This is a genomic window from Mycobacteroides sp. H001 (assembly GCF_001440005.1).
Lineage (GTDB): Bacteria > Actinomycetota > Actinomycetes > Mycobacteriales > Mycobacteriaceae > Mycobacterium > Mycobacterium gwanakae.
The window spans coordinates 1-23,783 of record NZ_LJYH01000045.1 but is presented as its reverse complement, the minus strand read 5'-3'; the positions used below and the strand labels follow the sequence as shown (position 1 = coordinate 23,783).

26 protein-coding genes are annotated in these 23,783 nt (G+C 62.9%); 14 read left to right on the top strand and 12 right to left on the bottom strand.

From position 1 onward, the window contains the following. Positions 1 to 12 precede the first annotated feature (12 nt). Complete coding sequence (locus tag AOT83_RS21950) at positions 13 to 1,461, bottom strand: PLP-dependent aminotransferase family protein (protein WP_030097116.1); 1,449 nt, start codon at positions 1,459 to 1,461, stop codon at positions 13 to 15. 62 nt (positions 1,462 to 1,523) lie between these two features. Here AOT83_RS21950 and AOT83_RS21945 point away from each other — a divergent pair, with 62 nt between their 5' ends. Next, positions 1,524 to 2,213, top strand: a complete 690-nt coding sequence (locus AOT83_RS21945) for a membrane protein (RefSeq protein ID WP_057964313.1) — start codon at positions 1,524 to 1,526, stop codon at positions 2,211 to 2,213. Here the strand turns inward: AOT83_RS21945 and AOT83_RS21940 are convergent. After that, positions 2,195 to 2,941 carry a helix-turn-helix transcriptional regulator gene (locus tag AOT83_RS21940; protein ID WP_057964218.1) on the bottom strand — a complete coding sequence of 249 codons (747 nt, stop codon included), beginning with the start codon at positions 2,939 to 2,941 and terminating at the stop codon, positions 2,195 to 2,197. The two genes, AOT83_RS21945 and AOT83_RS21940, sit on opposite strands and share 19 nt — an antisense overlap. Positions 2,942 to 3,061: 120 nt before the next feature. Between AOT83_RS21940 and AOT83_RS21935 the strand changes: the two genes are divergently transcribed. Genes AOT83_RS21935 through AOT83_RS21915 form a run of 5 tightly spaced genes read left to right on the top strand, consistent with a single transcriptional unit; the run spans position 3,062 to position 7,730 of the window. Next, on the top strand, positions 3,062 to 3,907 hold the full coding sequence (locus AOT83_RS21935) for an ABC transporter ATP-binding protein (protein WP_044105339.1): 846 nt from the start codon (positions 3,062 to 3,064) through the stop codon (positions 3,905 to 3,907). Continuing rightward, the gene (locus AOT83_RS21930) at positions 3,907 to 4,740 is read left to right on the top strand and encodes an NUDIX hydrolase (RefSeq protein WP_057964217.1); all 834 of its coding nucleotides are present in this window, start codon (positions 3,907 to 3,909) and stop codon (positions 4,738 to 4,740) included. Before AOT83_RS21935 ends, AOT83_RS21930 begins: the two co-directional genes overlap by 1 nt. Next, positions 4,737 to 5,531 (top strand): enoyl-CoA hydratase, encoded by a 795-nt coding sequence (locus AOT83_RS21925; RefSeq protein ID WP_057964216.1) that lies wholly within the window; start codon positions 4,737 to 4,739, stop codon positions 5,529 to 5,531. The genes AOT83_RS21930 and AOT83_RS21925 overlap by 4 nt, the downstream gene beginning before the upstream one ends. Before the next feature lie 21 nt (positions 5,532 to 5,552). After that, positions 5,553 to 6,518, top strand: coding sequence for a class I SAM-dependent methyltransferase (locus AOT83_RS21920; protein WP_030097122.1), 966 nt, complete (start codon positions 5,553 to 5,555; stop codon positions 6,516 to 6,518). 18 nt (positions 6,519 to 6,536) lie between these two features. Continuing rightward, the gene (locus AOT83_RS21915; RefSeq protein ID WP_057964215.1) at positions 6,537 to 7,730 is read left to right on the top strand and encodes a class I SAM-dependent methyltransferase; all 1,194 of its coding nucleotides are present in this window, start codon (positions 6,537 to 6,539) and stop codon (positions 7,728 to 7,730) included. Here AOT83_RS21915 and AOT83_RS21910 read toward each other — a convergent pair. After that, positions 7,684 to 8,976 (bottom strand): PQQ-binding-like beta-propeller repeat protein, encoded by a 1,293-nt coding sequence (locus AOT83_RS21910; RefSeq protein WP_030097124.1) that lies wholly within the window; start codon positions 8,974 to 8,976, stop codon positions 7,684 to 7,686. The two genes, AOT83_RS21915 and AOT83_RS21910, sit on opposite strands and share 47 nt — an antisense overlap. A gap of 85 nt (positions 8,977 to 9,061) precedes the next feature. Here AOT83_RS21910 and AOT83_RS21905 point away from each other — a divergent pair, with 85 nt between their 5' ends. Further along, the gene (locus tag AOT83_RS21905) at positions 9,062 to 9,811 is read left to right on the top strand and encodes an acyltransferase (protein ID WP_030097125.1); all 750 of its coding nucleotides are present in this window, start codon (positions 9,062 to 9,064) and stop codon (positions 9,809 to 9,811) included. Here AOT83_RS21905 and AOT83_RS21900 read toward each other — a convergent pair. The 3 genes from AOT83_RS21900 to AOT83_RS21890 are packed head-to-tail and all read right to left on the bottom strand — an operon-like array spanning position 9,795 to position 11,096. Beyond that, positions 9,795 to 10,241, bottom strand: coding sequence for a nitroreductase family deazaflavin-dependent oxidoreductase (locus AOT83_RS21900; protein WP_030097126.1), 447 nt, complete (start codon positions 10,239 to 10,241; stop codon positions 9,795 to 9,797). The two genes, AOT83_RS21905 and AOT83_RS21900, sit on opposite strands and share 17 nt — an antisense overlap. 28 nt (positions 10,242 to 10,269) lie before the next feature. Further along, a complete protein-coding gene (locus AOT83_RS21895; protein WP_057964214.1) occupies positions 10,270 to 10,764 on the bottom strand; it encodes an SRPBCC family protein in 495 nt (164 codons plus the stop codon). Beyond that, positions 10,761 to 11,096 (bottom strand): metalloregulator ArsR/SmtB family transcription factor, encoded by a 336-nt coding sequence (locus AOT83_RS21890; protein ID WP_030097128.1) that lies wholly within the window; start codon positions 11,094 to 11,096, stop codon positions 10,761 to 10,763. Before AOT83_RS21890 ends, AOT83_RS21895 begins: the two co-directional genes overlap by 4 nt. A gap of 130 nt (positions 11,097 to 11,226) precedes the next feature. Here AOT83_RS21890 and AOT83_RS21885 point away from each other — a divergent pair, with 130 nt between their 5' ends. Continuing rightward, a complete protein-coding gene (locus tag AOT83_RS21885; RefSeq protein WP_057964213.1) occupies positions 11,227 to 12,063 on the top strand; it encodes a metal-dependent hydrolase in 837 nt (278 codons plus the stop codon). 9 nt (positions 12,064 to 12,072) lie between these two features. Next, on the top strand, positions 12,073 to 12,909 hold the full coding sequence (locus AOT83_RS21880; RefSeq protein ID WP_109394597.1) for a metal-dependent hydrolase: 837 nt from the start codon (positions 12,073 to 12,075) through the stop codon (positions 12,907 to 12,909). Between the two features lie 3 nt (positions 12,910 to 12,912). Here the strand turns inward: AOT83_RS21880 and AOT83_RS21875 are convergent, their stop codons facing one another. Continuing rightward, the gene (locus AOT83_RS21875; protein ID WP_057964211.1) at positions 12,913 to 13,524 is read right to left on the bottom strand and encodes a TetR/AcrR family transcriptional regulator; all 612 of its coding nucleotides are present in this window, start codon (positions 13,522 to 13,524) and stop codon (positions 12,913 to 12,915) included. A gap of 90 nt (positions 13,525 to 13,614) precedes the next feature. On the opposite strand from AOT83_RS21875, the gene AOT83_RS21870 reads away from it, so the two are divergent. Further along, positions 13,615 to 14,091, top strand: a complete 477-nt coding sequence (locus AOT83_RS21870; RefSeq protein ID WP_057964312.1) for a hypothetical protein — start codon at positions 13,615 to 13,617, stop codon at positions 14,089 to 14,091. 16 nt (positions 14,092 to 14,107) lie between these two features. On the opposite strand, the gene AOT83_RS21865 is transcribed toward AOT83_RS21870, so the two are convergent. From AOT83_RS21865 to AOT83_RS21850, 4 genes are all read right to left on the bottom strand, one after another. After that, positions 14,108 to 14,722 carry a TetR/AcrR family transcriptional regulator gene (locus AOT83_RS21865; RefSeq protein WP_057964210.1) on the bottom strand — a complete coding sequence of 205 codons (615 nt, stop codon included), beginning with the start codon at positions 14,720 to 14,722 and terminating at the stop codon, positions 14,108 to 14,110. An 89-nt stretch (positions 14,723 to 14,811) separates the two neighbouring features. Next, a complete protein-coding gene (locus AOT83_RS21860; RefSeq protein ID WP_057964209.1) occupies positions 14,812 to 15,921 on the bottom strand; it encodes an alpha/beta fold hydrolase in 1,110 nt (369 codons plus the stop codon). Positions 15,922 to 15,978: 57 nt separating this feature from the next. Beyond that, positions 15,979 to 17,568 (bottom strand): AMP-binding protein, encoded by a 1,590-nt coding sequence (locus AOT83_RS21855; protein WP_057964208.1) that lies wholly within the window; start codon positions 17,566 to 17,568, stop codon positions 15,979 to 15,981. Then, positions 17,565 to 18,443 carry an SDR family NAD(P)-dependent oxidoreductase gene (locus AOT83_RS21850; protein ID WP_057964311.1) on the bottom strand — a complete coding sequence of 293 codons (879 nt, stop codon included), beginning with the start codon at positions 18,441 to 18,443 and terminating at the stop codon, positions 17,565 to 17,567. Before AOT83_RS21850 ends, AOT83_RS21855 begins: the two co-directional genes overlap by 4 nt. A 250-nt stretch (positions 18,444 to 18,693) precedes the next feature. On the opposite strand from AOT83_RS21850, the gene AOT83_RS21845 reads away from it, so the two are divergent. The 4 genes from AOT83_RS21845 to AOT83_RS21830 are packed head-to-tail and all read left to right on the top strand — an operon-like array spanning position 18,694 to position 22,603. Next, positions 18,694 to 19,515 carry an MBL fold metallo-hydrolase gene (locus AOT83_RS21845; RefSeq protein WP_057964207.1) on the top strand — a complete coding sequence of 274 codons (822 nt, stop codon included), beginning with the start codon at positions 18,694 to 18,696 and terminating at the stop codon, positions 19,513 to 19,515. After that, positions 19,512 to 20,243: a dienelactone hydrolase family protein gene (locus tag AOT83_RS21840; protein ID WP_234797704.1), complete on the top strand. Its 732-nt coding sequence runs from the start codon at positions 19,512 to 19,514 to the stop codon at positions 20,241 to 20,243. Before AOT83_RS21845 ends, AOT83_RS21840 begins: the two co-directional genes overlap by 4 nt. 42 nt (positions 20,244 to 20,285) lie before the next feature. After that, positions 20,286 to 21,803: an NAD(P)/FAD-dependent oxidoreductase gene (locus tag AOT83_RS21835; RefSeq protein ID WP_234797705.1), complete on the top strand. Its 1,518-nt coding sequence runs from the start codon at positions 20,286 to 20,288 to the stop codon at positions 21,801 to 21,803. Continuing rightward, positions 21,800 to 22,603: an MBL fold metallo-hydrolase gene (locus AOT83_RS21830; protein WP_057964205.1), complete on the top strand. Its 804-nt coding sequence runs from the start codon at positions 21,800 to 21,802 to the stop codon at positions 22,601 to 22,603. Before AOT83_RS21835 ends, AOT83_RS21830 begins: the two co-directional genes overlap by 4 nt. A 56-nt stretch (positions 22,604 to 22,659) precedes the next feature. Here the strand turns inward: AOT83_RS21830 and AOT83_RS21825 are convergent, their stop codons facing one another. Beyond that, positions 22,660 to 23,631 carry an alpha/beta hydrolase gene (locus AOT83_RS21825; RefSeq protein WP_057964204.1) on the bottom strand — a complete coding sequence of 324 codons (972 nt, stop codon included), beginning with the start codon at positions 23,629 to 23,631 and terminating at the stop codon, positions 22,660 to 22,662. Positions 23,632 to 23,783 lie beyond the last annotated feature (152 nt).

Genomic DNA, 23,783 nt, shown 5'->3' with positions numbered 1-23,783 from the left:
CCGGATCGGGCCTCAGCCCACCATCGCCGAGTCGGAAAGCGGCAGCGCACCGGTCACGGTGTGCCAGGCCTGGGCCAGCAGCTCGACACCGCGTATCAACTCATCGTCATGCTGGGTGAAGGGCACTCGCACGAATCGTTCCAGCGAGCCGCCGACACCGAACCGAGGGCCGGCGGCGATACGGACCCCGAGGCGCGCGGCAGCGGCGGCGAGTGCGGTACTCATCGGGGCGGGCAACCGGGCCCAGATGCACAGTCCGCCTTCGGCTTCCTGTAGCTCCCAATCGGGGAGGCGACGACGCAGCTCGGCCAATACCAGGGCGCGCCGTGCGCGCAGGGTCGCCCGCTGCATGGCCTCCACCTCGTCCGCGTGTTCCAGAAGCTCGGCGGCGGCCAACTGCTCCAGGATCGGCGTGCCCGTGTCCATGGCGGAGCGCACTGCCGCGAGCCGGGCGACCGTGGTGCGGTCGGCACGGACCCAGCCGACGCGCATGCCGCCCCAGAACGACTTCGACATCGACCCGATGGTGACCACCAGATCGGGCCGGGCCACCAGCGAAGCCATCGGCGCGGGGGTCGAGGCCTCGTGCCAGGCACCGACAAGTGACTCATCGACAACGGTGCGGGTTCGAGTCTGGGATATTATGTCCGCCAACGTCTTTCGCTGCGCAAGCGGCATCGTGAGACCGGTGGGGTTGTGGTTGTCCAGCACCAGGTAGGCCAGGTTGGGGGCCGTTTGGCGGATGGTGGTCTCCATGCCGGTCATATCCCAGCCGGATTCGCGCTCGTGGGTGTGCATCGGTACCGGAACCGGGCGCCCGCCACGCTGGGTGATCGCATCGAGTGCGCCGTGGTACGTCGGCTGCTCCACCAGGACCCGGTCGCCGGGCTCCACGAAGGCGCCGAGGAGCAAGGCGATGGCCTGCTGGGCGCCGCAGGTCACCATGATCTGATCCTCGGTAGTAGGCAGCCCGCGTCGTGAGAAGTGTTCGGCGATACGAGGGCGCAGTTCTGGAATGCCCACCAGCTCATGGCCAATTCCCCGAAGGTGGGTCGGCAGCTTGGTCAGGGCCACCTGGTAGGCGTCCAGTACCGCGGCCGCCGGCGCTGCGGTCGCGGCGTTTTGTAGGTCGATCATCGGGGTTGCCAATCCCGTTGTGGCCGAGGGTGATCGGTCGGGGCCGGGCAGGGCGGTAGTGCTGCGCGCGCCCTGGCGGCCGCGCAGATATCCGCTCTCGCGCAGTTCTGCGTACGCGGCGGTGACGGTGGTACGGCTGACGTGCAGGGAACTTGCCAATGCTCGTTCGCTGGGGACGCGGGCGCCCAGGGGCAGGCGTCCATCGATGACGAGAAGCCGGATCGCATCCGCCAACGCTCCGTAGGCGGGTCCGGCAGACCCAGCCGTGCGCCATTGGCCGAGGTGACGGGCCAGGGCGTCTGCAACGACCACACGATCGGACATAAAAGCCAGTGTGACTCAACTGGCTATTGAAAGACAAGCCAGTTAGCCCAGAAAATCGTGTGGTGACCGGGAAATGGATTGGATGGAGTGCTCGCGGCACCGCGCTGTTGGTGGGTCTGTATCTGTACGGGGTCTCGATGGCACTGATGGTGCGGGCGGGCCTCGGGCTGGACCCGTGGGACGTGTTCCATCAGGGGCTCTCCCTGCGGACCGGAATGAGCATTGGGCTGGCCTCAGCGGTGACCGGTGTCGTGGTGCTTCTCGCGTGGATTCCGTTGCGTAACAAGCCTGGTGTCGGAACGATCGCCAATATTGTCGTCATCGCCGTCGCCGTCGATTCCACATTGGCCTGGTTGTCCGCGCCCTCGGCGATGGCTGTGCGGGTGGCGTTCCTGGTCGGCGGCGTACTGCTGAACGCGATTGCCACGGTGCTGTATGTAGGCGCTGGGCTGGGCCCGGGGCCTCGTGATGGACTGACAACTGGACTGGTTCATCGCACCGGTCGGTCTGTACGGCTGATCAGAACCACCATCGAGGTCATCGTGGTGGGGACGGGCTGGCTGCTCGGCGGCAACGTCGGGGTGGGGACCGTGCTCTACGCGCTAGGTATCGGCCCCCTCATTCAGGTGGTGTTGCGGCTGCTGCCACGGCGGCTGCTGGCCGTCAGCGGCTGGGGCGTGGTGTTGAGCACGCAGCGTGAGAGCGCCGCATGCGCGGCGCCGTCGAAATCACCTCAGGATGTGGCGGCTTGACTGTGTCGGTCGAGTGACTCGGCATCGGCAAACAACTGATTGCGAACCGCTTCCGGGAGGTCGAGCAGTTTGGATGTCAGCTCGGCCACCACTGGGTTCTGGGCGAGTTCAAGGGTGGTCAGATCGGCATCCAGCTCGTCTGCGTAGCCACTATCTGTGAAGTAACGGACATCGATGCGGAAAGCGTGCGCGATGCTCTCCAGTGCTTGCAGGGAAGGGCGTCCCCGCTGCCCATTGCGCAGCTGTGACAGATAAGGCGCCGAGACCACGGTGCCGCCAGTGCGCATGAACACAAGAAATTCGCTGTTGGAGTAGGGGCCGCGGCCCGGTGTATGCAGTACCGCGAACACCCGGTTAAGTCTGGCGACGAATTCCTCTTGTGCTCGGGAGTCCTTGAACGGATAGAGGGCATTGCGGTTGCTCTCAGCCGAAGAATCGAGTTTTGATGTGCGACTATCGTCCGGACTGTCCGATCCTTGAATTCGCCGGTTGGCATCGATCAGGCGGCCGAGAGCCGTCGTATCGCGACGCAGCTGAGACTGGAAGGCGTCCACTCGGCGACGCCATGCCTTGAGGTCATCCCATACCCATGATCGATCCTCGCCATGAGCTGCACGTTGCTGAATGCGACATGCCTCGGCATCGAGCTGTGCGATCAGTCGATGGTTAGCAAGCCCGATGTTGTGCACCGTGTCCAGGTAGGGATCCGGATCAAGATCGTTTGTCATATGGTTGCCTAGAATTCCTTCCGAGCTTGCTGACGTATGGATGAGGATACGCGATAGAGGTCTGGGCGCACGGTCAGGACGGCCCGCGAGATGGCTCCCGCTCGCCGCTTGCCGGGCTCGATGCGGCACGATGGCCCCGTGGCCGAAATTGATCCGGACCTTCTGCTCGATTTCCGCGATGTGCTGCTGCGCCGTAATCGCAAGGTGTTGGTAGGCCCGGTTACCTGGTCGGTCGAGCTTGACGAACGGTGGGTGGTTCTCGGCCCCAACGGTGCCGGGAAGACATCGTTGCTGCGGATCGCGGCGGCCATGGAGCACCCGTCATCGGGGGAGGCCGTGATCCTCGGCGAGCGGTTGGGCCGTGTCGATGTTTCCGAGCTCAAGGCGCGAATCGGACTGAGCTCGGCCGCCCTTGCGCAGCGGATACCGGATGACGAAGTAGTGCGTGACCTGGTGGTATCGGCCGGCTATGCGGTGCTGGGGCGCTGGCGCGAGGAGTACGAGGAGATCGATACGGCGCGCGCCATCGACATGCTTGAGACGCTGGGCGCCGAGCATCTGGCAGAACGCACGTACGGCACGCTCTCCGAGGGAGAGCGCAAGAGGGTGCTCATCGCGCGTGCGCTCATGACCGATCCCGAATTGCTACTCCTCGACGAGCCGGCGGCCGGGCTGGACCTGGGTGGGCGTGAGGAACTTGTGGCCCGGCTGGGTGAGCTCGCGGCCGATCCGGATGCGCCCGCGATGGTTTTGGTGACTCACCACGTGGAGGAGATCCCTCCGGGTTTCAGTCACGCGTTGTTGCTGTCCGAGGGAGGGATTGTCGCTCACGGTCTGTTGGCGGATGTGATGACCAGTGAGAATTTGTCCCGCGCGTTTGGGCAGTCGATCGTGGTTGAGATGATCGATGGGCGTTACTTCGCGCGACGCGCCCGGCCCCGCGCCGCACATTCCAGGAGGCAGTAGTGACATCTACCCCCAACGATCCAACGCCGCCGAAGCCGGCGGCGACCGTCGTACTCATACGTGACGGCGCCGTCGGTGTCGAGGCCTTTCTGATGCGTCGCGATAACGCCATGGCCTTCGCCGGGGGAATGACGGTCTTCCCGGGCGGCGGGGTGGACTCGCGGGATCTGCGTGCGGATGTGCCGTGGGTGGGCCCGGATGTCACGTGGTGGGCCGAACAATTCGGCGTGACACCCGAGCTGGCATCGGCACTGGTGTGCGCGGCCGCGCGCGAGACCTTCGAGGAATGCGGTGTGTTGTTCGCGGGCACCTCGGATACCTCGATCGTCGAGGACGCGGCGGTCTATCACCAGGCGCGCAAGGATCTGTCGGACAAGTCCCTGTCCTTTGCGGAGTTCCTGCAGCGCGAGGGCTTGCTTTTGCGGGCAGACTTGCTGCGGCCGTGGGCCAACTGGATCACTCCGGAGGCAGAACCGCGTCGCTATGACACCTTCTTCTTCGTCGCGGCATTGCCCTCGGGACAGGATGCCGACGGCGACAACACCGAGGCGGTCGCCTCGGGATGGCAGACCCCCGGCGCCGCGATCTCGGCCTTTACCGAACGGCGCAGTTTCTTGCTTCCACCGACCTGGTCCCAGCTCGACGCCGTGTCCTCGTCCGGTGCGACGGTCGCGGACGTGCTGGCTTCCGTGCGGGAGATCGCGCCGATCATGCCGATCTTGACCGAGCAGGACGGCCGATGGCTCGTCCAATTCGCCGATGTGGACCGCTACGAGGCGGCCCGGCAGGGCGCCGTGGAGATCCCCGAGGTGACCGGGACGGAGCTGACGTGACCGAACCCGAGTTCGTGTCGGTGCGCACCGCGCCCGAATACCCCGGCATCGGCACCATCGCACTGTCGCGTCCGCCCACCAATGCCCTTACCCGCCAGATGTACCGCGAACTGGCGCTGGCTGCGGCCGAGGCGAACGCACGCGAGGACATCCGGGTCGTCATTGTCTACGGCGGGCACGAAATCTTTTGCACTGGAGATGATTTGGATGAACTATCGGAGTTGACCGCCGAGGAGATGTCGCGCAGCACCGGTGACCGGCAGGCCGCGCTGACCGCGGTGGCGGAGCTGGCCAAACCAACAGTCGCCGCCATCACCGGGTACGCCTTGGGTAGCGGCCTGGAGCTGGCACTGGCAGCCGACTGGCGGATCGCCGGGGACAACGCCAAGGTCGGTTCGCCCGAGATCCTGGCGGGCATGATCCCGGGTGGCGGCGGCACGGTGCGGTTGGCGCGCGTTGTGGGGCTGAGCCGGGCCAAGGAAATGGTGTTCAGTGGCCGCCTGGTTGGCGCCAAGGAGGCCCTGCGGATGGGGCTCCTGGACCAGATGGTGGCACCCGACGACGTCTACACCGAGGCGGCAGCGTGGGCCCGGCGCTTTGTCGACGGGCCGCCCTTGGCACTCGCCGCCGCCAAACAGGCCATCGACCACGGTTTCGACAGTCCGTTGGCCGGGGGACTGGACAGGGAACGCGAGCTGTTTTGCCAGGTGTTCGCGACGCAGGACCGCGTGGACGGGGTGGCTGCTCAGCTGGAGATCGGCCCAGGGACGGCCCGGTTCAGGGGAGCCTAACCAGGCGTTAGGCTGACGGCCATGACGGAGATTTCGGAGCCGACGACCAAGGCCACTGCGGAGCAGGTCGCTGCTGCTTTTGAGGACAACAAACTCGCCCAGATCCTGTACCACGACTGGGAGGCAGAGACCTACGACGAGAAGTGGTCCATCTCCTATGACCAGCGATGCATCGACTACGCGCGCGGCCGGTTCGACGCCATCGTGCCCGTCGAGGACCAGCGCGAGCTGCCCTACGAACGTGCCCTGGAGCTGGGGTGTGGCACCGGCTTCTTCCTGCTGAACCTGATGCAGTCGGGTGTCGCGCGCCGTGGTTCGGTCACCGACCTGTCGCCGGGCATGGTCAAGGTCGCCACGCGTACCGGCAAGGAGCTAGGTCTGGACGTCGACGGCCGGGTCGCCGACGCCGAGCGGATTCCTTATGACGACAACACCTTCGATTTGGTGGTGGGCCATGCCGTGCTGCACCACATTCCCGATGTCGAGCTGTCGCTGCGTGAGGTGCTGCGGGTGCTCAAGCCGGGTGGACGGTTCATCTTCGCCGGGGAGCCCACCACGGTCGGCAACCTATACGCCCGCGCGCTGGCGAATCTGACCTGGAAGGCCACGGTCCAGGCGATGAAGCTGCCCGGACTGGAGAGCTGGCGGCGTCCGCAGGAGGAACTCGACGAGAACTCGCGCGCTGCCGCCCTCGAATGGGTGGTTGACCTGCACACCTTTGATCCTGCAGACCTGGAGAAGATGGCCACCAACGCCGGTGCTGTCGCGGTGCGGACCGCCAGCGAGGAATTCACGGCCGCCATGCTGGGCTGGCCCGTGCGCACGTTCGAGTCGACGGTGCCGCCCGGCAAGTTGGGCTGGGGCTGGGCGAAGTTCGCGTTCGGCGGTTGGAAGGCGCTCAGCTGGGTCGACGAGAACGTGTGGCGTCACGTGGTGCCGAAGGGCTGGTACTACAACGTGATGATCACAGGGCTCAAGTCCTCCTAATCCCTCGAATTCCCGCCGGTGTTCGAGCCTTCCGACGTTGCATATCTGTCGTCGGAGGCAGGCAGTACGGACCTCGCACGGGCATCGGCCTACACGTTCTCTGCGGGCACCCTGGTGGCCGATACGGCGGCTCTGCGTACCGAATTCGGTGACCGCGCCGCAGTTTTGGCGCAGACGGTGCAGTTGCGCCGTAAGGCGGCGGCCAAGCTGGGCGACGTACAGAATTGGCTGTTTACCGATGACGCGCTACAGCAGGCGACACCTGCGGCAGTGGCGCGGCATCGCGCCGAGCGGCTGGCCGATCGGGTGGTTCACGATGTCACCTGTTCGGTCGGGGCCGAGCTGGCCGCCCTCGACGGTGTCGCCGCGACGGTCATCGGCAGCGATATCGATCCGGTGCGAACGGCGATGGCACGTCACAACATTGGCAGGCGAGTTCTGATCTGTCAGGCAGATGCGCTGGCACCTTCCAGTCGCGCCGACGTGGTGATTGCCGATCCGGGGCGCCGCTCCGGCGGGCGCCGGCGGTTCGACCCCTCGGCATACTCGCCGCCTCTGGACCTGGTGCTGCGGACATACGCGGATCGCGACCTGGTCGTCAAATGTGCGCCGGGACTGGACTTCACCGATCTACGGGAACAGACCGGATTCGGTGGCGAGATCGAGGTTGTTTCCCTTGATGGCGGCGTTCGGGAGGCGTGTCTGTGGTCGGCGGGGTTGGCACGGGCACGCAGACGCGCCACGGTGCTCTCGACGGCCGGCGACGGCTTCCAGCTGACAGATGCCGATCCCGATGACTGTGCACTCGCCGAGGCGGGCGAGTGGATCGTCGACCCCGATGGTGCGGTGGTGCGTGCGGGCCTGGTGCGGCAATACGCTGCGCGGCATGGGTTGTGGCAGTTGGATCCCCGCATCGCGTACCTGTCGGGGGATTCGGTGCCCGCCGGTGTGCAGGGCTACCGGGTGCTCGACGCGCTGGCGTATAGCGAGAAACGGCTGCGCCAGGCGCTCGCCGCACGAGACTGCGGTTCTGTCGAGATCACCGTGCGCGGGGTAGACGTTGACCCCGCGGTGCTGCGCACCAGGATGAAGTTGCGAGGCGGTGTGGCGCTCTCGGTCGTCATCACCCGGATAGGTAGTGACGCAAGAGCATTCGTCTGTGCGGCTAGGTCCCCGGGCGGAACCCGTACACCTGGCCCTCGCTCAGCGTGACGATCACGCGCTGATCCGGTCCAATCGAGATGCCGACCGGGACGCCGGCGGCATCGGGTAGCGGATAGCGGTTGATGGTGGCTCCGTCCGGGGTGTTGAACACCACCAGAGCCAGGCCCTTGTCTCCGTCCTTGACCACGGCATAACCGACGTTTCCGGCGGCCTGGCTGGATGTCGAGAGCGGAACGAGGTCGTCGCGCCGCCAGGCGATTTCACCCTTGCTGCCGGAGTCTTTGATGGCCACCAGGGTGGCCTTATCGCCGGTTCCGGCGATGATGGTTCCGTCCGGTGCGACGGAGGGCGGTGTGACGGCGTTGAATCCCAAGGGCAGCGACCATTTCTGGCTGCCATCGAAGGTATGCATCGCGTGGAGCGAACCCTTGCGGTCATTGATGTAGACCGTTTCGCCATCTCGAGACATCACCGGGGAGCCGATCACGCCTTCGTCAATGATCTTGTTGGCCCACTTGTGTTTCAGGGTGATGTGGCCGTCGGCGTCGTACGTGATTCCCAGCAGCACGGGTACGGGTTTTCCTGGCTGCCACAGCGTGGTGACGATGGTGCCGGTTTCCGGGTCGTAGGCGGGTGAGGCGGATACCGGACATTGCGGTCCCGCCGCTTCGCAGTCACCCAGGCCGCGCCGCGGATCGGTCGGATCGACACCTTCGAGCAGATCCATGGGGGTGCCCACGACCTCACCGCGCTGCGCGTTGAAGATCAGTATCTGACCGAGGTGCGTGACGATGAGGAGCCGTCCGGGCTCGACGATCTTGGGTGTGGTGGGTGCGCCGATTACTGGCTTGCGCCACCGGATCCACTGGGTGGGGGGAAATGACACCACGGCGCCGGGCTGGCCCATGTAGATGTTGTTGTAGCCGTCGGCGAGCGGTCCTGACCATGGGCTGCCGGTGACCATCCGGGTGCACCAGCGCTGGCGCGCGGCCTTGTTGTTCTCCCACTCCATGAGCGTGCAACCGGCAGGGGTGTCGGCACTGACCGCGATGAAGTTGTCGATGCCGATGGCCGCGGCACTGCCTATCTGGCCCTTGGTGTTCCGGCTCCATTCCAGGGTCAGTTCGCGAGCGCCCTCGGTGGGCGTGTAGCTGCTGTTGTGCGCGTCGGCGTAGCTTGCGGACCAGCCTGGCGCCGCTTTGATGTTGATCCAGGAATCATCGCCGGAGCATCCGGTGACGGTGAGGAGTGCCGCGAAGACCATGCTCGCGAGTACTCGTGCCCGGGAAAGCACGGTGAGACACTCCTTCCTTAGGGGGCGGTCCGGCCCATCGCAGGGTAGCGTGCGCGCTCTGCCGCGTCCCGTAGGCTGTGCGGCCATGACGACGATGTGGGGCGCTCCCCTGCACAAGCGGTGGCGCGGACAGCGCCTGCGCGACCCGGCACAAGCCAAATTCCTGACCAAGGCTTCACTGCGATGGGTGATCGCGAACAAGGCATACACACCGTGGTACCTGGTGCGGTACTGGCGGCTGCTCAAGTTCAAGCTCTCCAATCCGCACATCGTCACGCGCGGCATGCTGTTCTTGGGCAAGAACGTCGAGATCCACTGCACACCCGAGCTGGCCCGGATGGAGATCGGCCGGTGGGTGCACATCGGCGATGGAAACTCGTTGCGCGCCCACGAGGGGTCACTGCGGCTGGGTGACAAGGTGGTGTTCGGTAAGGACAACGTCGTCAACGCCTACATCGATATCGAGTTCGGCGACTCCGCCCTGATGGCCGACTGGTGCTATGTGTGCGATTTCGACCATCGGATGGAAGACATCACCTATCCGATCAAGGACCAGGGCATCGTCAAGTCCCCGGTGCGCATCGGGCCGGATACCTGGATCGCCGCCAAGGTGACGATCCTGCGGGACACGATCGTCGGCCGCGGCTGCGTGCTCGGCGCTCACGCCGTGGTCAAGGGTGTCATTCCGGACTACTCGATTGCGGTCGGTGCCCCGGCCAGGGTCGTCAAGAACCGCAAGGTGGCCTGGGACGCCTCGGCCGCGCAACGAGCTCAGCTGGCCGAGGCGCTGGCCGATATCGAACGTAAGAAGGCGGCCGCTAACTCACCGGAGTGAGGGTGAACAGCGGGAACACCCGCGTGGTGCGCTTCGTGTACTCGGCGTAGGGCGGGAAGGCCGCCACGGCACGTTCCCACCAGTTCGCACGCTCGGCGTCGTCCGAGATTTCTTCGGCACGGACGGTCTGCACGTTCTCGCCGTCGCGCAGCTCGAAGACCGGATTGGCACGCAGATTCGCGACCCAGGCAGGGTTCTTCGGTGCGCCGCCGATCGAGCCGACCGCGAGGTATACGCCCTCGTGTTCCACACGCATGAGCGGCGCCTTGCGGATCTGTCCCGATTTCGCGCCGACGGTGTACAAGATCACGACGGGGATGCCCTCTAACGTGGTGCCCTCGACGCCGCCGCTGGATTCGTAGATCTCGATCTGCTCGTCGACCCACTGTGGGTTGGCGGCGATGTATTCGAAGGTGAATTCGTTGGTCACCGTGGCTGCAACACCCGCCGTGGGCGTGCTATTTCAGGTCAGCCAGCAGATCCTCGATGCGGTTGTAGCTGATCTGCATGCCCACCTCCATGCCGGACTCGATGTGTCCGTCCCGATGCTCCTTGCAGCTGTGCTGTACCAAGACCCGCATGGTGGTGACCCCGTCGACCTCGTCCAGGGTGGTGGACACCAGGGCCGAGGCATCGGGCATCCCCTCGTAGACCTCGGTATTGACCAATCGGTGGGGTCTGTCGATCTCGTGGTACTCGCCGTGGAACCCGACCTCCATGTCCGGCGCGGATTCGCACGGTTGGCTGACTACATACCGCCATGTGCCACCGACTCGCAGATCGATATCGCAGACCTGCCAGCGCGCGGTCTCGAATCCCCACCAGCGCTTGACCAGATCGGGCTCGGTGAGCGTTCGAAAGACCAGTGCGGCGGGCGCGTCGAAGGATCGGGTGATGAGAATCGTTGTATCCGAGGGAAGTTCGACGGTGGCGCTGCCATACCGACTGCTCATGGGGTTTCCTCCTGTAGTTCGGTGAGTAGGTCGTCGAGCCGGTTGAGGCGCTCGTTCCAGGTGCGTTCAAACGCGGTCACCCAGTCATGGACGGGCCGCAGAGCCGCACCGTTGACCCGATAGAAGCGGTGCCGTCCATGCGAGCGCACCCGCACCAGATCGACGGCGCGGAGCACGCCCAGATGCTTCGACACTTGCGGCTGACCCATCCTGGTCCGCGCCACCAGATCGTTCACCGTGACCTCGCCGGTGCCGATGGCACTGAGAAGGTCGCGACGGCCGGCCTCCGCGATCGCGTTGAACGCATCGGCGGTGGTGGGGGTGCGGGCCATGAAGGAAACATATACCGATATAGGTATATGTCAAGCCCGGAATCCTCGGAAAATCAGCGGATTGCGGTACCCTGAGCGCGTCGGCGATGCCGACCGAAATCAGTCATTGCGGGGTAGTGGGAAGCTGAGTATGGACAGGCCGATCAAGACCCGCCGTATCAAGTTTCGCTACCAACCTGGTTCGCTGGATCGTCATTTTGTACAAGGCGACCTGGTGTCTAGCCACATGATGGCGATGCTGTCGGCGGTGTTTCCGGAGGGTGAGGAGTTCTTCATCCGGTCGGTCCGGCGTTACTCGGACCAGATCACCGATCCTGAGCTCAAAAAGCAGGTGGCCGGGTTCATCGGCCAGGAGATGACACACGGGCGTGAACATCGCGAACTCAACGAGCGCCTGCAGGAGATGGGCTATCCCACCGCGTTCGTGGAGCGGCTGGCTCGGCGGATTTTCAACTTCCAGACCCGGAATTATCCGCCGATCTACACCTTGGCCGTCACGGCCGCGTTGGAGCATTACACCGCGGTCCTTGCCGAGACCTTGCTGACCGATCAGCGTGCCTTGGACATGCTGGGTGAGGGTGAGGTGCGTTCCATGCTGCTGTGGCATGCCTTCGAGGAAGCCGAGCACCGGTGCGTGACCTTCGATGTGTACCGCGCCGTCGGTGGTAGCGAGCGGCTACGCATCTGGGTGATGCGCCGCACCACCATCGCCTTCATCTACACCACGTTCTTTGAGACGGTGATCTCGCTGCTGCGCGATAAGGCCGCCTACAACCCGGTCCGGCTGGTGAAGAGCATTGCGGCGTTGCGGCACTTGCCCTTCTTGAGTCGTGAGGTACGGCGTCGCATCGGTGAATACAACCGCCCGGGGTTCCACCCCAACGATTCCGACAACACCGAACTGATCGAGAAATGGCACGCCGAGCTCTTCGGAGAGAACGGGCAGCTGACCGGTCATCTGCACTAGGGGGTGATGGTGGGACCGGAAATCGCGACAAGGCGGATCAAGTTTCGCTATCCCGCGGGCTCTCTGCGCCGTCACTACGTGCAGGGCGATCTGGGGATGAGTCATGTGGTGGCCGTACTGTCGGCGGCGTTCCCCGAGGGGGAGGCGTTCATGATCCGTTCGGTGCGCGCGGTCTCGGATCAGATTGTCGACCCGGAGCTCAAGAAGCAGGTGGCCGGATTCATCGGCCAAGAGGCCACACACAGCCGTGAGCATCGCCAGCTCAACGAACGTCTGCAGGAGATGGGCTATCCGACCGCGTTGGTGGACCGGGCGACCAACAAGATCCTGGAAGCGCGCACGCGCTACTCCTCGGCCAAGTACTGCCTTGCGATGACCGCGGCGTTGGAGCATTACACCGCGATCCTGGCTGAGACTCTGCTGGCCGACGAACGCGCCCAGCAGATGTTGGGTCAGGGCGAGGTTCGATCGATGCTGCTGTGGCATGCGTTGGAAGAATCCGAGCATCGCACGGTGGCGTTCAACGTCTACCGGGCCATCGGTGGAACCCATCGGATGAGGGTTCTCGTCATGTGGTTCACAACATTTGGGTTCTTCACCCTCGCCGCGTGCGCATCGTTCTTATCGTTGCTTCGGGACCGTGATTTCTATAACCCCAGGATCTTAGTGGGCAGTGCTCGACGACTCTTTGGCTCGCCGTTCTTCTCACGAGCGGTGTTTCGACGCCTACTGTCCTACAGCCGCAAAGACTTTCACCCCGACGAAGTCGACAACTCCGAACTCATCACGAAGTGGAATGCCGCGTTGTTCGGTGAGCAGGGGCAGATCGCCGACCATCTGCACTGATCCTCAGCCCGTCAGGTACCGCGTCAACATGCTGACCAACTCGTCCTCGAATGGCGCAAGGTCGACGGGGCGTGGACCCGCCACCAGGCGGTGTACCAATGACTCGATAGTCGCTACCACCATCCTTGCCGCCGTGGCTGTTTCGGCGACCCGGACCTCGGGGTGTGCCACCAGAAGTGCTTCCGCGGCGGCGACAACGGCATCCTCAGACCGGTGCAGCATCGCCAGGAACTCAGGCGGGCGGGGTGCCTCTTCGAATAGCACCCGGTGCAGCCTGGGGTTATCGCGATGGTTGTCGATGGCCGCCCTGACGAAGACACGCAGGGTGTCTTCGATTGAATCCGGCAGTCCCGCAGCAAGGTGGCGCTGGATGACTGCGAAGCCTTCCTCGGTGTGCGCGGTCATGAGTTCGACGAGGATGGAGTCCTTGTTCGGGAAGTACTGGTACAACGACCCGATCGAAATATCGGCCCGCTCGGCGATGCGATTGGTGGTCCCGGCGGCATAGCCGAAGTCGGCGAAAACGTGAGCAGCCGCATCCAGGATGCGCTGCCGGGTGTTCTCCGCACGGTCTTGTCGTGGCTGCTTACGCGGCTGTAGCCGGGTGCTGGACATGATGCTGGCGCCTTCCTCAAAAGCGAGTACCGCTTATGTGAGTAATTACTCATAATAGTGGTTGACCTGGCCCTATGGAAGGGGATGTGGATGAAGACGGTCTACCTGGAAACTGAACTGCCCACCGACGCAGACAGGGTGTGGGAGGCCATGCGATATGCCGGTACCTTCCTGTACCTCTGTCGTGGTCTGTTCGGCATACCGGCGCTCTCCGGCCGTACCGACCCGATGCGCGTCGGCGAGGTTGGCACTGCCTGGCTGTGGGGGCTGCATCTGATCCCGTTGTACCGGCACACCATCCATGTCATCGAGGTCGACGAGAAGACCCGCACTGTGCGCACCAACGAACGCGGCGGAATCCTGCGGACCTGGAACCATACTCTGCACGTTGAACCGATTGGCCAAGGCCGAAGCCGTTACAGCGATTCGATAGACATCGACGCCGGCATACTCACTGCGCTGGCCGCCAGGGGAGCCGCGGCGATATTCCGATACCGGCAGCGACGCTGGCACAAGCTGGTCGACAAGCACCTGCTGCCGGTCGGGCCCGCATACGCCCAGGGGTAGCGGCGGTTCCGGGCGCTTACTGCTGCGATGAGTCTGGGGTTGCCGACGACAACGCATTGTTGGTGAGGACACTTGCCGCGTACCGTACGGTTTCGTCCCAGCTCAAACCATGGAACGCGTGCCGTGGGCCGGTGAAATGCTCGGCGAGACCGGTGGCTGTCGACCATAGGACAACCAGGGCGAGGTCGGGGTTGTCGATGTGTCGGTCAGCCAACTGCTTCCTGAATGCACTCGTCATGCGCGTGGTTGCCTGGATGAGCCGCTCAAGAACCTGCTGATCCACCCCGGACTTTGAGCCCAGCATGGTGAAGAGATCCAGCTCCCTGCCGTATTCGGCGTACATCGTGCGTTGGCCGTTGGCGAATGCCACGAATAGTTCTTCTGGATCGACGGCTCGGTCCTCAAGCAGTGGTTCCATGTCGAGGAAGAATTGCTCCACCGCTTCGGAATACAGCGCGGCGTACAACGACTCTTTGGTGGCGAAGTAGGTGTATAGGGTGCCAAGAGCTACGCTGGCGCGGCGTGCGACCTCGCGCATTTGCATCCCGGCAAGTCCGCCGCTCCGAAGGACCGCGCGGCCGGCGTCGAGGATTTCGCGGCGCCGAGCCTCTTTATCGCCATGTTGCGCCACTATCACCCCACTGAACGCAGTTCATTTACTGTCCAGCGCCAAGGGTTGGCAATGAAGCAGTCTTTGTCAAGTTCGCTCGCCGAACGGTATCAATGAGTTGCCGGAGGCGTAGACGGCATATGGTGTACCAGAAATTTGATCTGATCCGTTGATACTTGTTCGAACCAAGTGCCCACGTAGAGATCGAAATGCCCAGCCTCGTAGGGATTTACCTTGACGTGTTTCAGGCCGCGTGCATGGCGTGCGGTGGCGGTTGCGGGCGCTACCGTGTCGTTCTCGCTTAGGCAGACAAGGGTGGGGATGGAGTGTTCTTTGAGTGAGCGTCCGGGCCGGTAACGTGGCAAGGTCAGCACCAGCCGGGCGGCGATGGCGTTGCGCATGATCACGCTGCCGTCTTTGGCTTCCAGAACGCCCCAGATGTCATCGCTGGGGTTGGGAGTCCTCGATGCTGCAGCCCAGTGGGCAGCTGGGATACGTCGTGCCAGGGGCCGGATCTTGCGTATTGTCTGTGTGGTTCGGGCCGAGAGCTGCGCGCCGGGTGGTGAGAGTTCGATTGCTCCGGGAAGTGAATCCGGTGCGGCCAGAAACGCAGGCATCAACGGTGTGCCAACCATGGGTAGCAGCAGTGGATTGCGGCCGAGCGCTGCGCCGGCGCAGTCGGCGATGGCTGCTAGCAACATGATTGGGGCGCTGATCTTTCCGGTGCGCATGCGTGCGAGGAAGGAAGCGGGCCCGTCGGTGAAGGGGCACTGGGAGATAACGGCTTTCACCGCCTTGTCGTCAGCTGTGACCTGCAGGACGTGGCCACCGCCGAATGAACTGCCCCACAGTGCAATGCGGCTACTGTCGAATAGCTCTTCGCTGCGCACGTAGGCCAGCGCACTATGCCAGTCTTGCAGTTGGGCACGGATGTCGACGAGTTGGCGTGGATGACCGCCGCTCGCGCCGAAGTGTCGATAGTCGAAAACGACAACCGCGTAACCTGCTTGCGCGAAGCGCTCTGCGAATTCGTGTAGACGCAGTTGACGTACAGCCCCGAGCCCGTGTGCCATGATGACCACCGGTAATGGGCCGTCTCCCGCATTGTCTGGAAGATACCGCCATGCCGCGCAGGTCGATTTGCCCGAGGGAAAGGTTATGTCTGTGCGCTTGTAGCCGAGGACTTCGGGGCTGTCGGTTGTCGGCTGTGGTGCGGTCATGACTCTTACCTTTCGAATCGATATGGAGGGCTCGTCATCGAGCCGAAGTCTGATGAATTACCTGCCGGCGAACCATTCGTAGCGTTCGGCGAGTTCCTTCTTGAGCGCCTTGCCGGTGGGGTTACGTGGAATTTCGTCCATGAACCAGAAGTCGCGAGGTTGTTCGAAGCGCGAGACCGCGCCTTTCAGATAGTCGCGCAGAGAGTTTTCGGTGAGTTCCTTCTCGGGTCGCGCGACTACGAAAGCTGCGAGTCGCTGGCCGAATTCACGATCGGGTACTCCGATTACGGCGTTGTCGAGCACATCGGGGTGGCTGGCGAGAGCGTTCTCGACTCCTTGGGGGTACACGTTTTCGCCGCCGCTGAGGATCATGTCATCATCGCGACCCACGACGTGTAGGCAGCCGTGGTTGTCGATGAATCCCATGTCACCGGTGGCGGTTAGGTTCGCGACGACTGGTTTGGTTGCTCCATTGCTGTAGCCCTCGAATGCCAGTCTGCCGCCGACGAAGATGCGCCCGACGGTATTGGGTCCCAGGGGATTGTCGTCGTCGTCCAGCACTTGCATCGGTGACCCGGCTACGGGTCGGCCCACGGTGCCGGGCGCCCGTTGCAGATCTGCTGGGGTGGCGATAGCGCCGATTCCGACTTCCGATGATCCGTATCCGTTGAACAGGACAGGACCGTATGTGGAGAGTGCCCGAGTGGCCAGCGCTGGCTCAAGGGGTGCTCCTCCGGAGAGGATTATGCTCAAGCAGGACAACGGGTTCCGATCTTGGACGTTTTCGGGGAGATCGAGGATGCGTGCCAGCATGACGGGTACGACCATCATCGCCCGCGCCCGGTGGATGCTGGCCAGGGCCAGTGTGGTTTCGGCATCGAAGCGCCGTCGAGTGATGATGGTGGCGCCCAAAGTTACTGCCAGGAACAATGACCCGAGCCCAAATGCGTGGAAGAACGGTACGGCGACAACGGCGCGGTCGCCGGTGCGTAGTTTGGTGCGCTGGAGGATGCTTGCGGTAACTCCTAGCACCTGCGACGGACTGGGCTTACGGGGGACACCTTTGGGTGTCCCCGTGGTGCCCGAGGTCAGAAGCACGAGACTTATCTCACGTTGGCTGGGTTGGAACGTATTACTTTGGCGTGCTCCTTGTTCCGGGTTCACGACCACGACACGTGAGTCAGCCACGGCGAGGATTTCGGCAAACTCGTCATCGGCCAGTACGGCGCCGATCGCGTGCGAACTTAAGGTTGCTGCCAAGGTGGGTGCGGTGAAGTCTGTGTTCAGTAAGACGACGTCGGAGCCGGCCATTGCTGCGCCGAATACAGCCTGGATGAAACCTCTGCCGTTGCGGCACATCACCGCTACTGCCGCGCCATCGTGGATGCCATGTTCCTGTCGTAGATTGGCCGCAACCGCTTGGGCGCGATTCAGCAGTTGTATGTACGTGAGCGAGCCGTGGTCGTCGACGATGGCGGTGCGATCCGGCCACCGCGCCGCGGCGATCCGCAGCAACGAGGCCGGATTGGCGCCGCGTGTGTTTCCCAGAGTCTTTGCAAATCTGTAGATTTCGCCCGGGCTCGCGAGGGGGAGACGGGAGGTGAATGCGGCCGACAAGCAGGTGGTTGCAACATCCATGTCGATCATCGGTCAATCCTTCGTGCGCTGTCGGAGTCATCGGAGAAGCGGTGCATCAAGCGCATCGCCTTGTCTATGGGCCCGGGAATGCTGGCAGCGAGCACGTTGGCGGGTGCTGCCCACCACGGCGCCAGGCTGCGAGGCCGTTCGATAATGGCTTTGGCGACAACGTCGGCCGCCTCGTCGGGGTTCAGGCCCGGAAGCTTGCGCATGATGGGTGTGGGGGCACTCATTCGAGTATGAATCAGCGCCATGTAGATAGAGCTGACTGCGACGCGGTCACGGTGGAGTTCCGGGGCAACGCTCCGCAACCAGATGTCGAACGCCCCCTTGGAGGCTTGATAGGCGCCCCAGCGCGGCCCCGGTGCTATGCGCACTCCGATGGTGGAGATGTTCACAATCTGACCTCCGCGGTTTTGCCGCATGGGAGGTAAAAGGCCTAGTAACAGCCGGATTGGCCCCAGATAGTTGATCGCGATGGTTCGTTGAAAGTCCTGCGGCCGGTCGTACTGCAGCTCCAGTGACCGACGCAGCGACTTGCCGGCGTTGTTGACGATCACATCGAGCGCGCCATGCTCGCGAGTGATCCGCTGAGCGAGATCGTCTGCTGCGGCGGGGTCGGCGAGATCGGCGGGATAAACCACGGCGCGACCCCCGGCGGCGGTGACAGACGACGCGACCTCCTGGAGTCTGTCACTGGTGCGTCCGGTCAGCAGCACCTGGGCTTCGGCGGCGGCAAGCGCGCGTGCGGTGGCCTCGCCCAGGCCGAAAGAGGCGCCCGTCACCAGAATCGTCTTGCCGTGGACTGCGTGACGCAGCCGGTCAAGGTCTGGCTCTCTCCGAGGGCTGAGCAGCCGGCTGGTCAGTGCAGGGCTGTTTCTCATCGACATGAATCTCCCTTTAGGGCGGTCAATGTTCGGCGTAATGAACAATGTTCATTACGCCATGCGTGAGCTCTTGCTGTCAAGGCCGCGTATGGATAGAGATAAATCGGCATGTAAAGCGATCAAAACTGGGCATTGACAGCCCGGACGGGCGGGTGTTTCACTGAATGAACAAAGTTCAATGAACAACGTTCATTTAGATCTTTTCGCCGGAAGAAGATTCCCCGTCGTGGCTCGGAGGTGGCAAGGGATGACAGTTGTGTATGTGCTCGACGTGGGCACGCTACGTCCACTGGGTGGTGGTGAAGTTCCCACGCAGTGCCTGGTGATCGAACGGCCAGAGGGGCTGTTGGCCGTGGATGCCGGCCTCAGCCGAGCGCTGTTGGAGGATCCGCGGGGTCTGTCGTTCGAGCGCTTCTTCATCAGACCGCCGAAGCTTCCCGCGCTGGCTCTGGTCAACCAGATTCAGGCGCTGGGCTACCGCCCGGGCGACTTGACCGACATAGTGCTGACCCACCTGCACAGCGAGCATGCCGCTGGAATCATGGACTTCCCGAGCGCTCGGATCCACGTGGCGAAGCGGGAATTCGACGTTGCACATGATGGCTCGGTACGTTCGCGCATTTCTTATCGCCGCAATATCTGGGCGCATGGACCGCGGTGGGAGCTGCATAGCGGAGCCCAGACGTGGAACGGCATCCAGGGTGTGGCCGCCATCAGTGCCGATGTCTTGTTGGTACCTCTTCCGGGACATACCCTGGGGCACTGTGGAATTGCGGTTCGTACCGCACCCGACCGCTGGCTTCTGCATGCGGGAGACGCCACGTACAGCACGCCGACGCGATCCACGGGGGAGTCGGTGATTCCACCGAGCTTTCCGCTGCGTCAGTATCAGCACGTAGCGGCCTCCGATCGCGCCGCTGCTGTATCCAGCCGCAATCACCTCGAGCGTATTGCGAAACTCGACGGTGTCGATGTCATGTGTTCCCACAAGGGTGTCGCGCAGGTGCCTCTGGGAGCCTCCTTGGTCTCGGCTCCGGCCAAGCGTTATCTGGTGGAGGCAGAGCAGTGACCATCACCGAATGCGTTATCGAGACACCTCGCGGTTCCCTGCCCGTGTTCGTTGCGGTTCCCGATAGTGAAGAGTTCGGTCCGGGACCGTATCCGGGAGTGGTTGTGCTCCACGACATCACCGGTGCAGGAGAGGATCTGCGTAGCCATGTGGAGCGGGTAGCCGGCTATGGATTCGTTGCCGTGGGGCCCAATCTTTTCGCGAACGGTCGCCCAATCACGTGCATCGCCAGGGCAATGCGCGATCTCGTCCGGCGGCGTGGTCCGGTACTGGCCGATGTGTTGTCCGTCGCTGACTGGCTGTCTTCGCGCGCCGATTGCAGCGGAAAGACGGGGGTTGTCGGGTTCTGTCTTGGCGGGGGCTTTGCTCTGCTCGCGGCCTCGCAGGGATTTGACGCTGCCGCACCTTTCTACGGACAGATACCCCTCGGCCAGGGCCGCGCGTTGCAAGATGCGTGCCCTATCGTGGCCTCCTTCGGAAAACTTGATCCGACGCTGCCGGCTGCGGGCTACCGCCTTCGGAAAACCTTGGAGAAGGCCGGGATTACGCATGACATCAAGACGTACTCCGGTGTGGGGCATAGCTTCGCGAACAAGATTGATCTGGGGGTAGCCACGCCGTTGCTGCGTGTCACTGGTTTCGGGTACGACGAGAATACCGCGAACCACGCATGGGGCCGCGTGCGGACCTTCTTCGAGGAGCACCTTGCGCGCGGTGAATCAGATTAGTGCACAGACGATTTAACTTCTCGATACTCAATGGAGAGACACGTGACCAATGCTCCGCGTCAGCCGCGCGTCATTATCGTTGGTGCCGGTGTGGCAGGCATCGCCACGGCGGTAATCCTCAAACGCCACGGATACAACGATCTGACGATCCTTGAGAAGGGTTCCGACGTCGGAGGCGTGTGGTACTGGAACCACTACCCGGGCCTGACCTGCGACGTGCCTTCGAACCTGTATCAGTATTCCTTTGCCCCCAAGCCTGATTGGTCACGTGTCTACGCCACAGGACCGGAGATTCAGCGTTACCTACGGTTCGTAGCCGACGAGCACGGGCTTGCTGCTCACATCGTCTTTGGGTCGGAAGTCACCGCCGCCCATTTCACCGGTGAGGACTGGCGCGTCGAGACCTCCCGTGGCGACACGTTGACCGCAGACTTCGTCATCATGGCCACTGGGCTGCTGCATCACCCTCATATACCGGATATACCGGGCCTGGATGATTTCGGCGGGCAAGTCGTCCACACTGCGCGTTGGGATGACGCTCTTGACACCCGCGGGAAGAAGATCGCCGTCATAGGGTCGGGATCGACTGGTGTGCAAATTGTTTCCGCCCTGCAGTCTCATGCCCACCGTGTGCATCACTTCACCAGAACTCCCCAGTGGATCCTGTGGGCACCGATGGGTCTACACCAACCGCGACTGGTCACCGCCGCCCTTACCCGTTGGCCCGGACTCCGAGACACGTTGTACCGAGCATTGCTGGCGGGATCGTGGATCTTCGCCGACGTGACAACAACACCTAGCTGGCGCCGGCGCCTGGCGCAAAGCATGGCGCGATGGAGCCTGAAGACACAAGTGCGTGATCGTCCGTTGCGCGAGGCGCTTACGCCCGACTACGAGCCGTTCTGTAAAAGACAAGTGATGTCCGGTACCTACTACCGGGCTATCCGGGCAGACAACACGGAGCTGGTATCGGCTCCCGTCAGCGGCATCACGCAGTCCGGCATCCGGACAGCGGACGGTGTCGAACGCGAGGTCGACATCATCGTGCTGGCTACCGGATTTGCGGCCCACAATTACATGCGCCCGATGGATTTACGGGGACGCGACGGAATCGGCATCGATCAAGCCTGGAAGGATGGGCCGCGCGCATACCGGATGACCGCAATCCCTGGGTTCCCCAATCTCTTCACGGTGTTAGGACCGAATTCGCCGACGGGCTCGATTTCGTTGCAGTACACCTCAGAACTGACGGCGCGCTACATCGTGCAATGGCTTGACCGATTCCGTGATGGTGAAATCGATACCGTTGAAGTGACCGAACAGGCCACTGCCCGCTTCAACGAAGAGGTCGCGGAAGCCCTGGGGCCCACCGTCTGGAATACGGGTTGCAACTCGTGGTATCTCACCGACAACGGAACGGTCGATCTGTGGCCCTTTGACCGCAGAACCATGACGCGGATGTTGTCGAGGCCGAACCCTGCGGATTTCACCGTCCGGCTCAACGGTACTAATGGACAGGGCATTTGCGACGATTCGGTACTTCAGACAGGTGAGAGATGAAAGTTCATCATCTCAACTGCGGCACAATGGATCCGCTGCTCTCGGAGCGGCACATATGCCATGTCCTGCTACTGGAGACCAACAACGGCCTGGTTCTGGTCGACAGCGGATTTGGTCGCAGCGACATTGCGAACCCTCAGCGCAGGATCGGCGCCATACGGCACCTCATTCGACCGCGCCTCCTCGAAGAGGAGACGGCCGCTGCGCAAGTAGCAGCTTTGGGTTTCGACGTAGCAGATGTGCGACATATCGTCGCCACGCATCTGGATATCGATCATGTCGGCGGCGTCTCGGATTTTCCTCACGCGCAGCTACACACGACTGCTTCCGAGGCGACATCGGCGTACTCCTCGCGTCTATATGCTCGCCTGCGCTACCGTCAATCCCAGCTGCCTTCCGATAGAGCGTCCGTTGTTGAACACCATCCGGGAACAACAGCCTGGCAAGGGTTTACGAACGTCACCCCGTTGCCGGAGATCGACGACAGGATCGCGTTCATTCCGATGCCGGGCCATACGATGGGGCACGCTTGTGTCGCCGTCGACGCCGGCCATCGCTGGATCCTGCATTGCGGTGATGCCTTCTACCACCACCAGACCCTGCGGACGGAGTCGAAAGTGCCCACTACATCAAGGCTTTTCGAACGACTTTCCGCCGAAAGCTACGCACACGTTCGGCGGAACCACGACGTACTTAAGGCGCTTTCCGACAGAAGTCGGCCGGATCTACTGATCGTCTGCGCCCATGACCGCGAGCTGCTCGAACATGCCCAACGGATCGCCGCGGCCTCGAAGGCCTAACTCGACAAAGTCCGAGGCAGGGTCGAGGCACTCCTGCGTGGTCGCCAAGTGTTGGCTCAGAGGCCGTTGTTCCACTCGATCAGCGTCTCCGCGTACAGATGTGGGTCCGCGTCATGCATCGCGTGTTCCGCGTCAGGGAAGTCCTTGTGTACCAGCGGGTTGCCTGACGATGCGATAAGACTCGCAGCGAACCGTGCCTGCACATCTGCCATCGCTCCGACCAGCAGCCCATGCTCGGGGTCGATGGCACGGAAGTGATGGCTCAGCAATATGGGGCTGCGTATATCTGAGAGGAGCGTTTCATGGTCGCAACCGGAGAAGAACCGGCCCTCGATGATCGTCCGGCATAGTTCCGGGTCGTACTCCTTCAGGTGCTGCGGCGGATCGCTGTCGTCGTTGCTGATGCCCAAAAACTCCAGTATGTCAGCGGCTTTGGGCTTCAGTGAGTCAGGGAGTTCGTGTGGCAGCGCGTTGCGCCAATCCTCCCAATGACCGATGGACCATTGGTCGCCGAACCATTTGGCCCATGAGGCAAAGAGCGGGCCCAAGATGCCCTGCTTAATGCCCGGTCCACACGCTGGGGTCAATTCGGATGCAAACAGTGGTGGGTCTTCGAGATATGCGCCGCGAATCTGATCTGGTTTGGCATAGGCGGCTAACCACGCGGCCAGTAGGCCGCCGGATGAGTTGCCCGCGACAAGTGTCTCGCGGCCGATGGCAAGATCGATGAATCGTACGAGGTCGTTTCCGTAATTGTCCAAGGTGTAGCGCCCTGGTGTCCAGGTTGATTTGCCTTGTCCGCGAAGGTCGACGACAAATATCTGAAAAGTCTTTTCCAGCAGCGGGATAGCGTTCTCGTATCCCCACCACGACTCTCCCTGAGCCGGGATGAGTAGTAGCGCCGGCAGTTCCGCGCTTCCGGCGATCACATGGTTCATGCGAATCTCGCCAAGGTCGATGGCATGTTCGGGGCGTGTATGCGGCACAAAGGTATTTGCACGGTCCTGGGCTTCGAGTTTTTTGTGCACGGCGGGGTCCTTTCGTCGGGTGGAGCAGAATCGGTGGACTAACGGCTGTCGGGCTAGGCCGTGTCTGATAAATGCGGTAGCCAAAGTGTGATGGCCCTTAGGACTGCTCCGCCGCGGTAAACGATGGCGAGTTTGTCGTAGCGGGTGGCCAG

Excerpts from the sequence above, each read along its gene's own strand:
- AOT83_RS21950 (WP_030097116.1), bottom strand. The coding sequence starts at position 1,461 with ATGTCCGATCGTGTGGTCGTTGCAGACGCCCTGGCCCGTCACCTCGGC.
- AOT83_RS21940 (WP_057964218.1), bottom strand. The coding sequence starts at position 2,941 with ATGACAAACGATCTTGATCCGGATCCCTACCTGGACACGGTGCACAAC.
- AOT83_RS21935 (WP_044105339.1), top strand. The coding sequence starts at position 3,062 with ATGCGGCACGATGGCCCCGTGGCCGAAATTGATCCGGACCTTCTGCTC.
- AOT83_RS21920 (WP_030097122.1), top strand. The coding sequence starts at position 5,553 with ATGACGGAGATTTCGGAGCCGACGACCAAGGCCACTGCGGAGCAGGTC.
- AOT83_RS21905 (WP_030097125.1), top strand. The coding sequence starts at position 9,062 with ATGACGACGATGTGGGGCGCTCCCCTGCACAAGCGGTGGCGCGGACAG.
- AOT83_RS21895 (WP_057964214.1), bottom strand. The coding sequence starts at position 10,764 with ATGAGCAGTCGGTATGGCAGCGCCACCGTCGAACTTCCCTCGGATACA.
- AOT83_RS21890 (WP_030097128.1), bottom strand. The coding sequence starts at position 11,096 with ATGGCCCGCACCCCCACCACCGCCGATGCGTTCAACGCGATCGCGGAG.
- AOT83_RS21885 (WP_057964213.1), top strand. The coding sequence starts at position 11,227 with ATGGACAGGCCGATCAAGACCCGCCGTATCAAGTTTCGCTACCAACCT.
- AOT83_RS21875 (WP_057964211.1), bottom strand. The coding sequence starts at position 13,524 with ATGTCCAGCACCCGGCTACAGCCGCGTAAGCAGCCACGACAAGACCGT.
- AOT83_RS21870 (WP_057964312.1), top strand. The coding sequence starts at position 13,615 with ATGAAGACGGTCTACCTGGAAACTGAACTGCCCACCGACGCAGACAGG.
- AOT83_RS21860 (WP_057964209.1), bottom strand. The coding sequence starts at position 15,921 with ATGACCGCACCACAGCCGACAACCGACAGCCCCGAAGTCCTCGGCTAC.
- AOT83_RS21855 (WP_057964208.1), bottom strand. The coding sequence starts at position 17,568 with ATGATCGACATGGATGTTGCAACCACCTGCTTGTCGGCCGCATTCACC.
- AOT83_RS21850 (WP_057964311.1), bottom strand. The coding sequence starts at position 18,443 with ATGAGAAACAGCCCTGCACTGACCAGCCGGCTGCTCAGCCCTCGGAGA.
- AOT83_RS21845 (WP_057964207.1), top strand. The coding sequence starts at position 18,694 with ATGACAGTTGTGTATGTGCTCGACGTGGGCACGCTACGTCCACTGGGT.
- AOT83_RS21830 (WP_057964205.1), top strand. The coding sequence starts at position 21,800 with ATGAAAGTTCATCATCTCAACTGCGGCACAATGGATCCGCTGCTCTCG.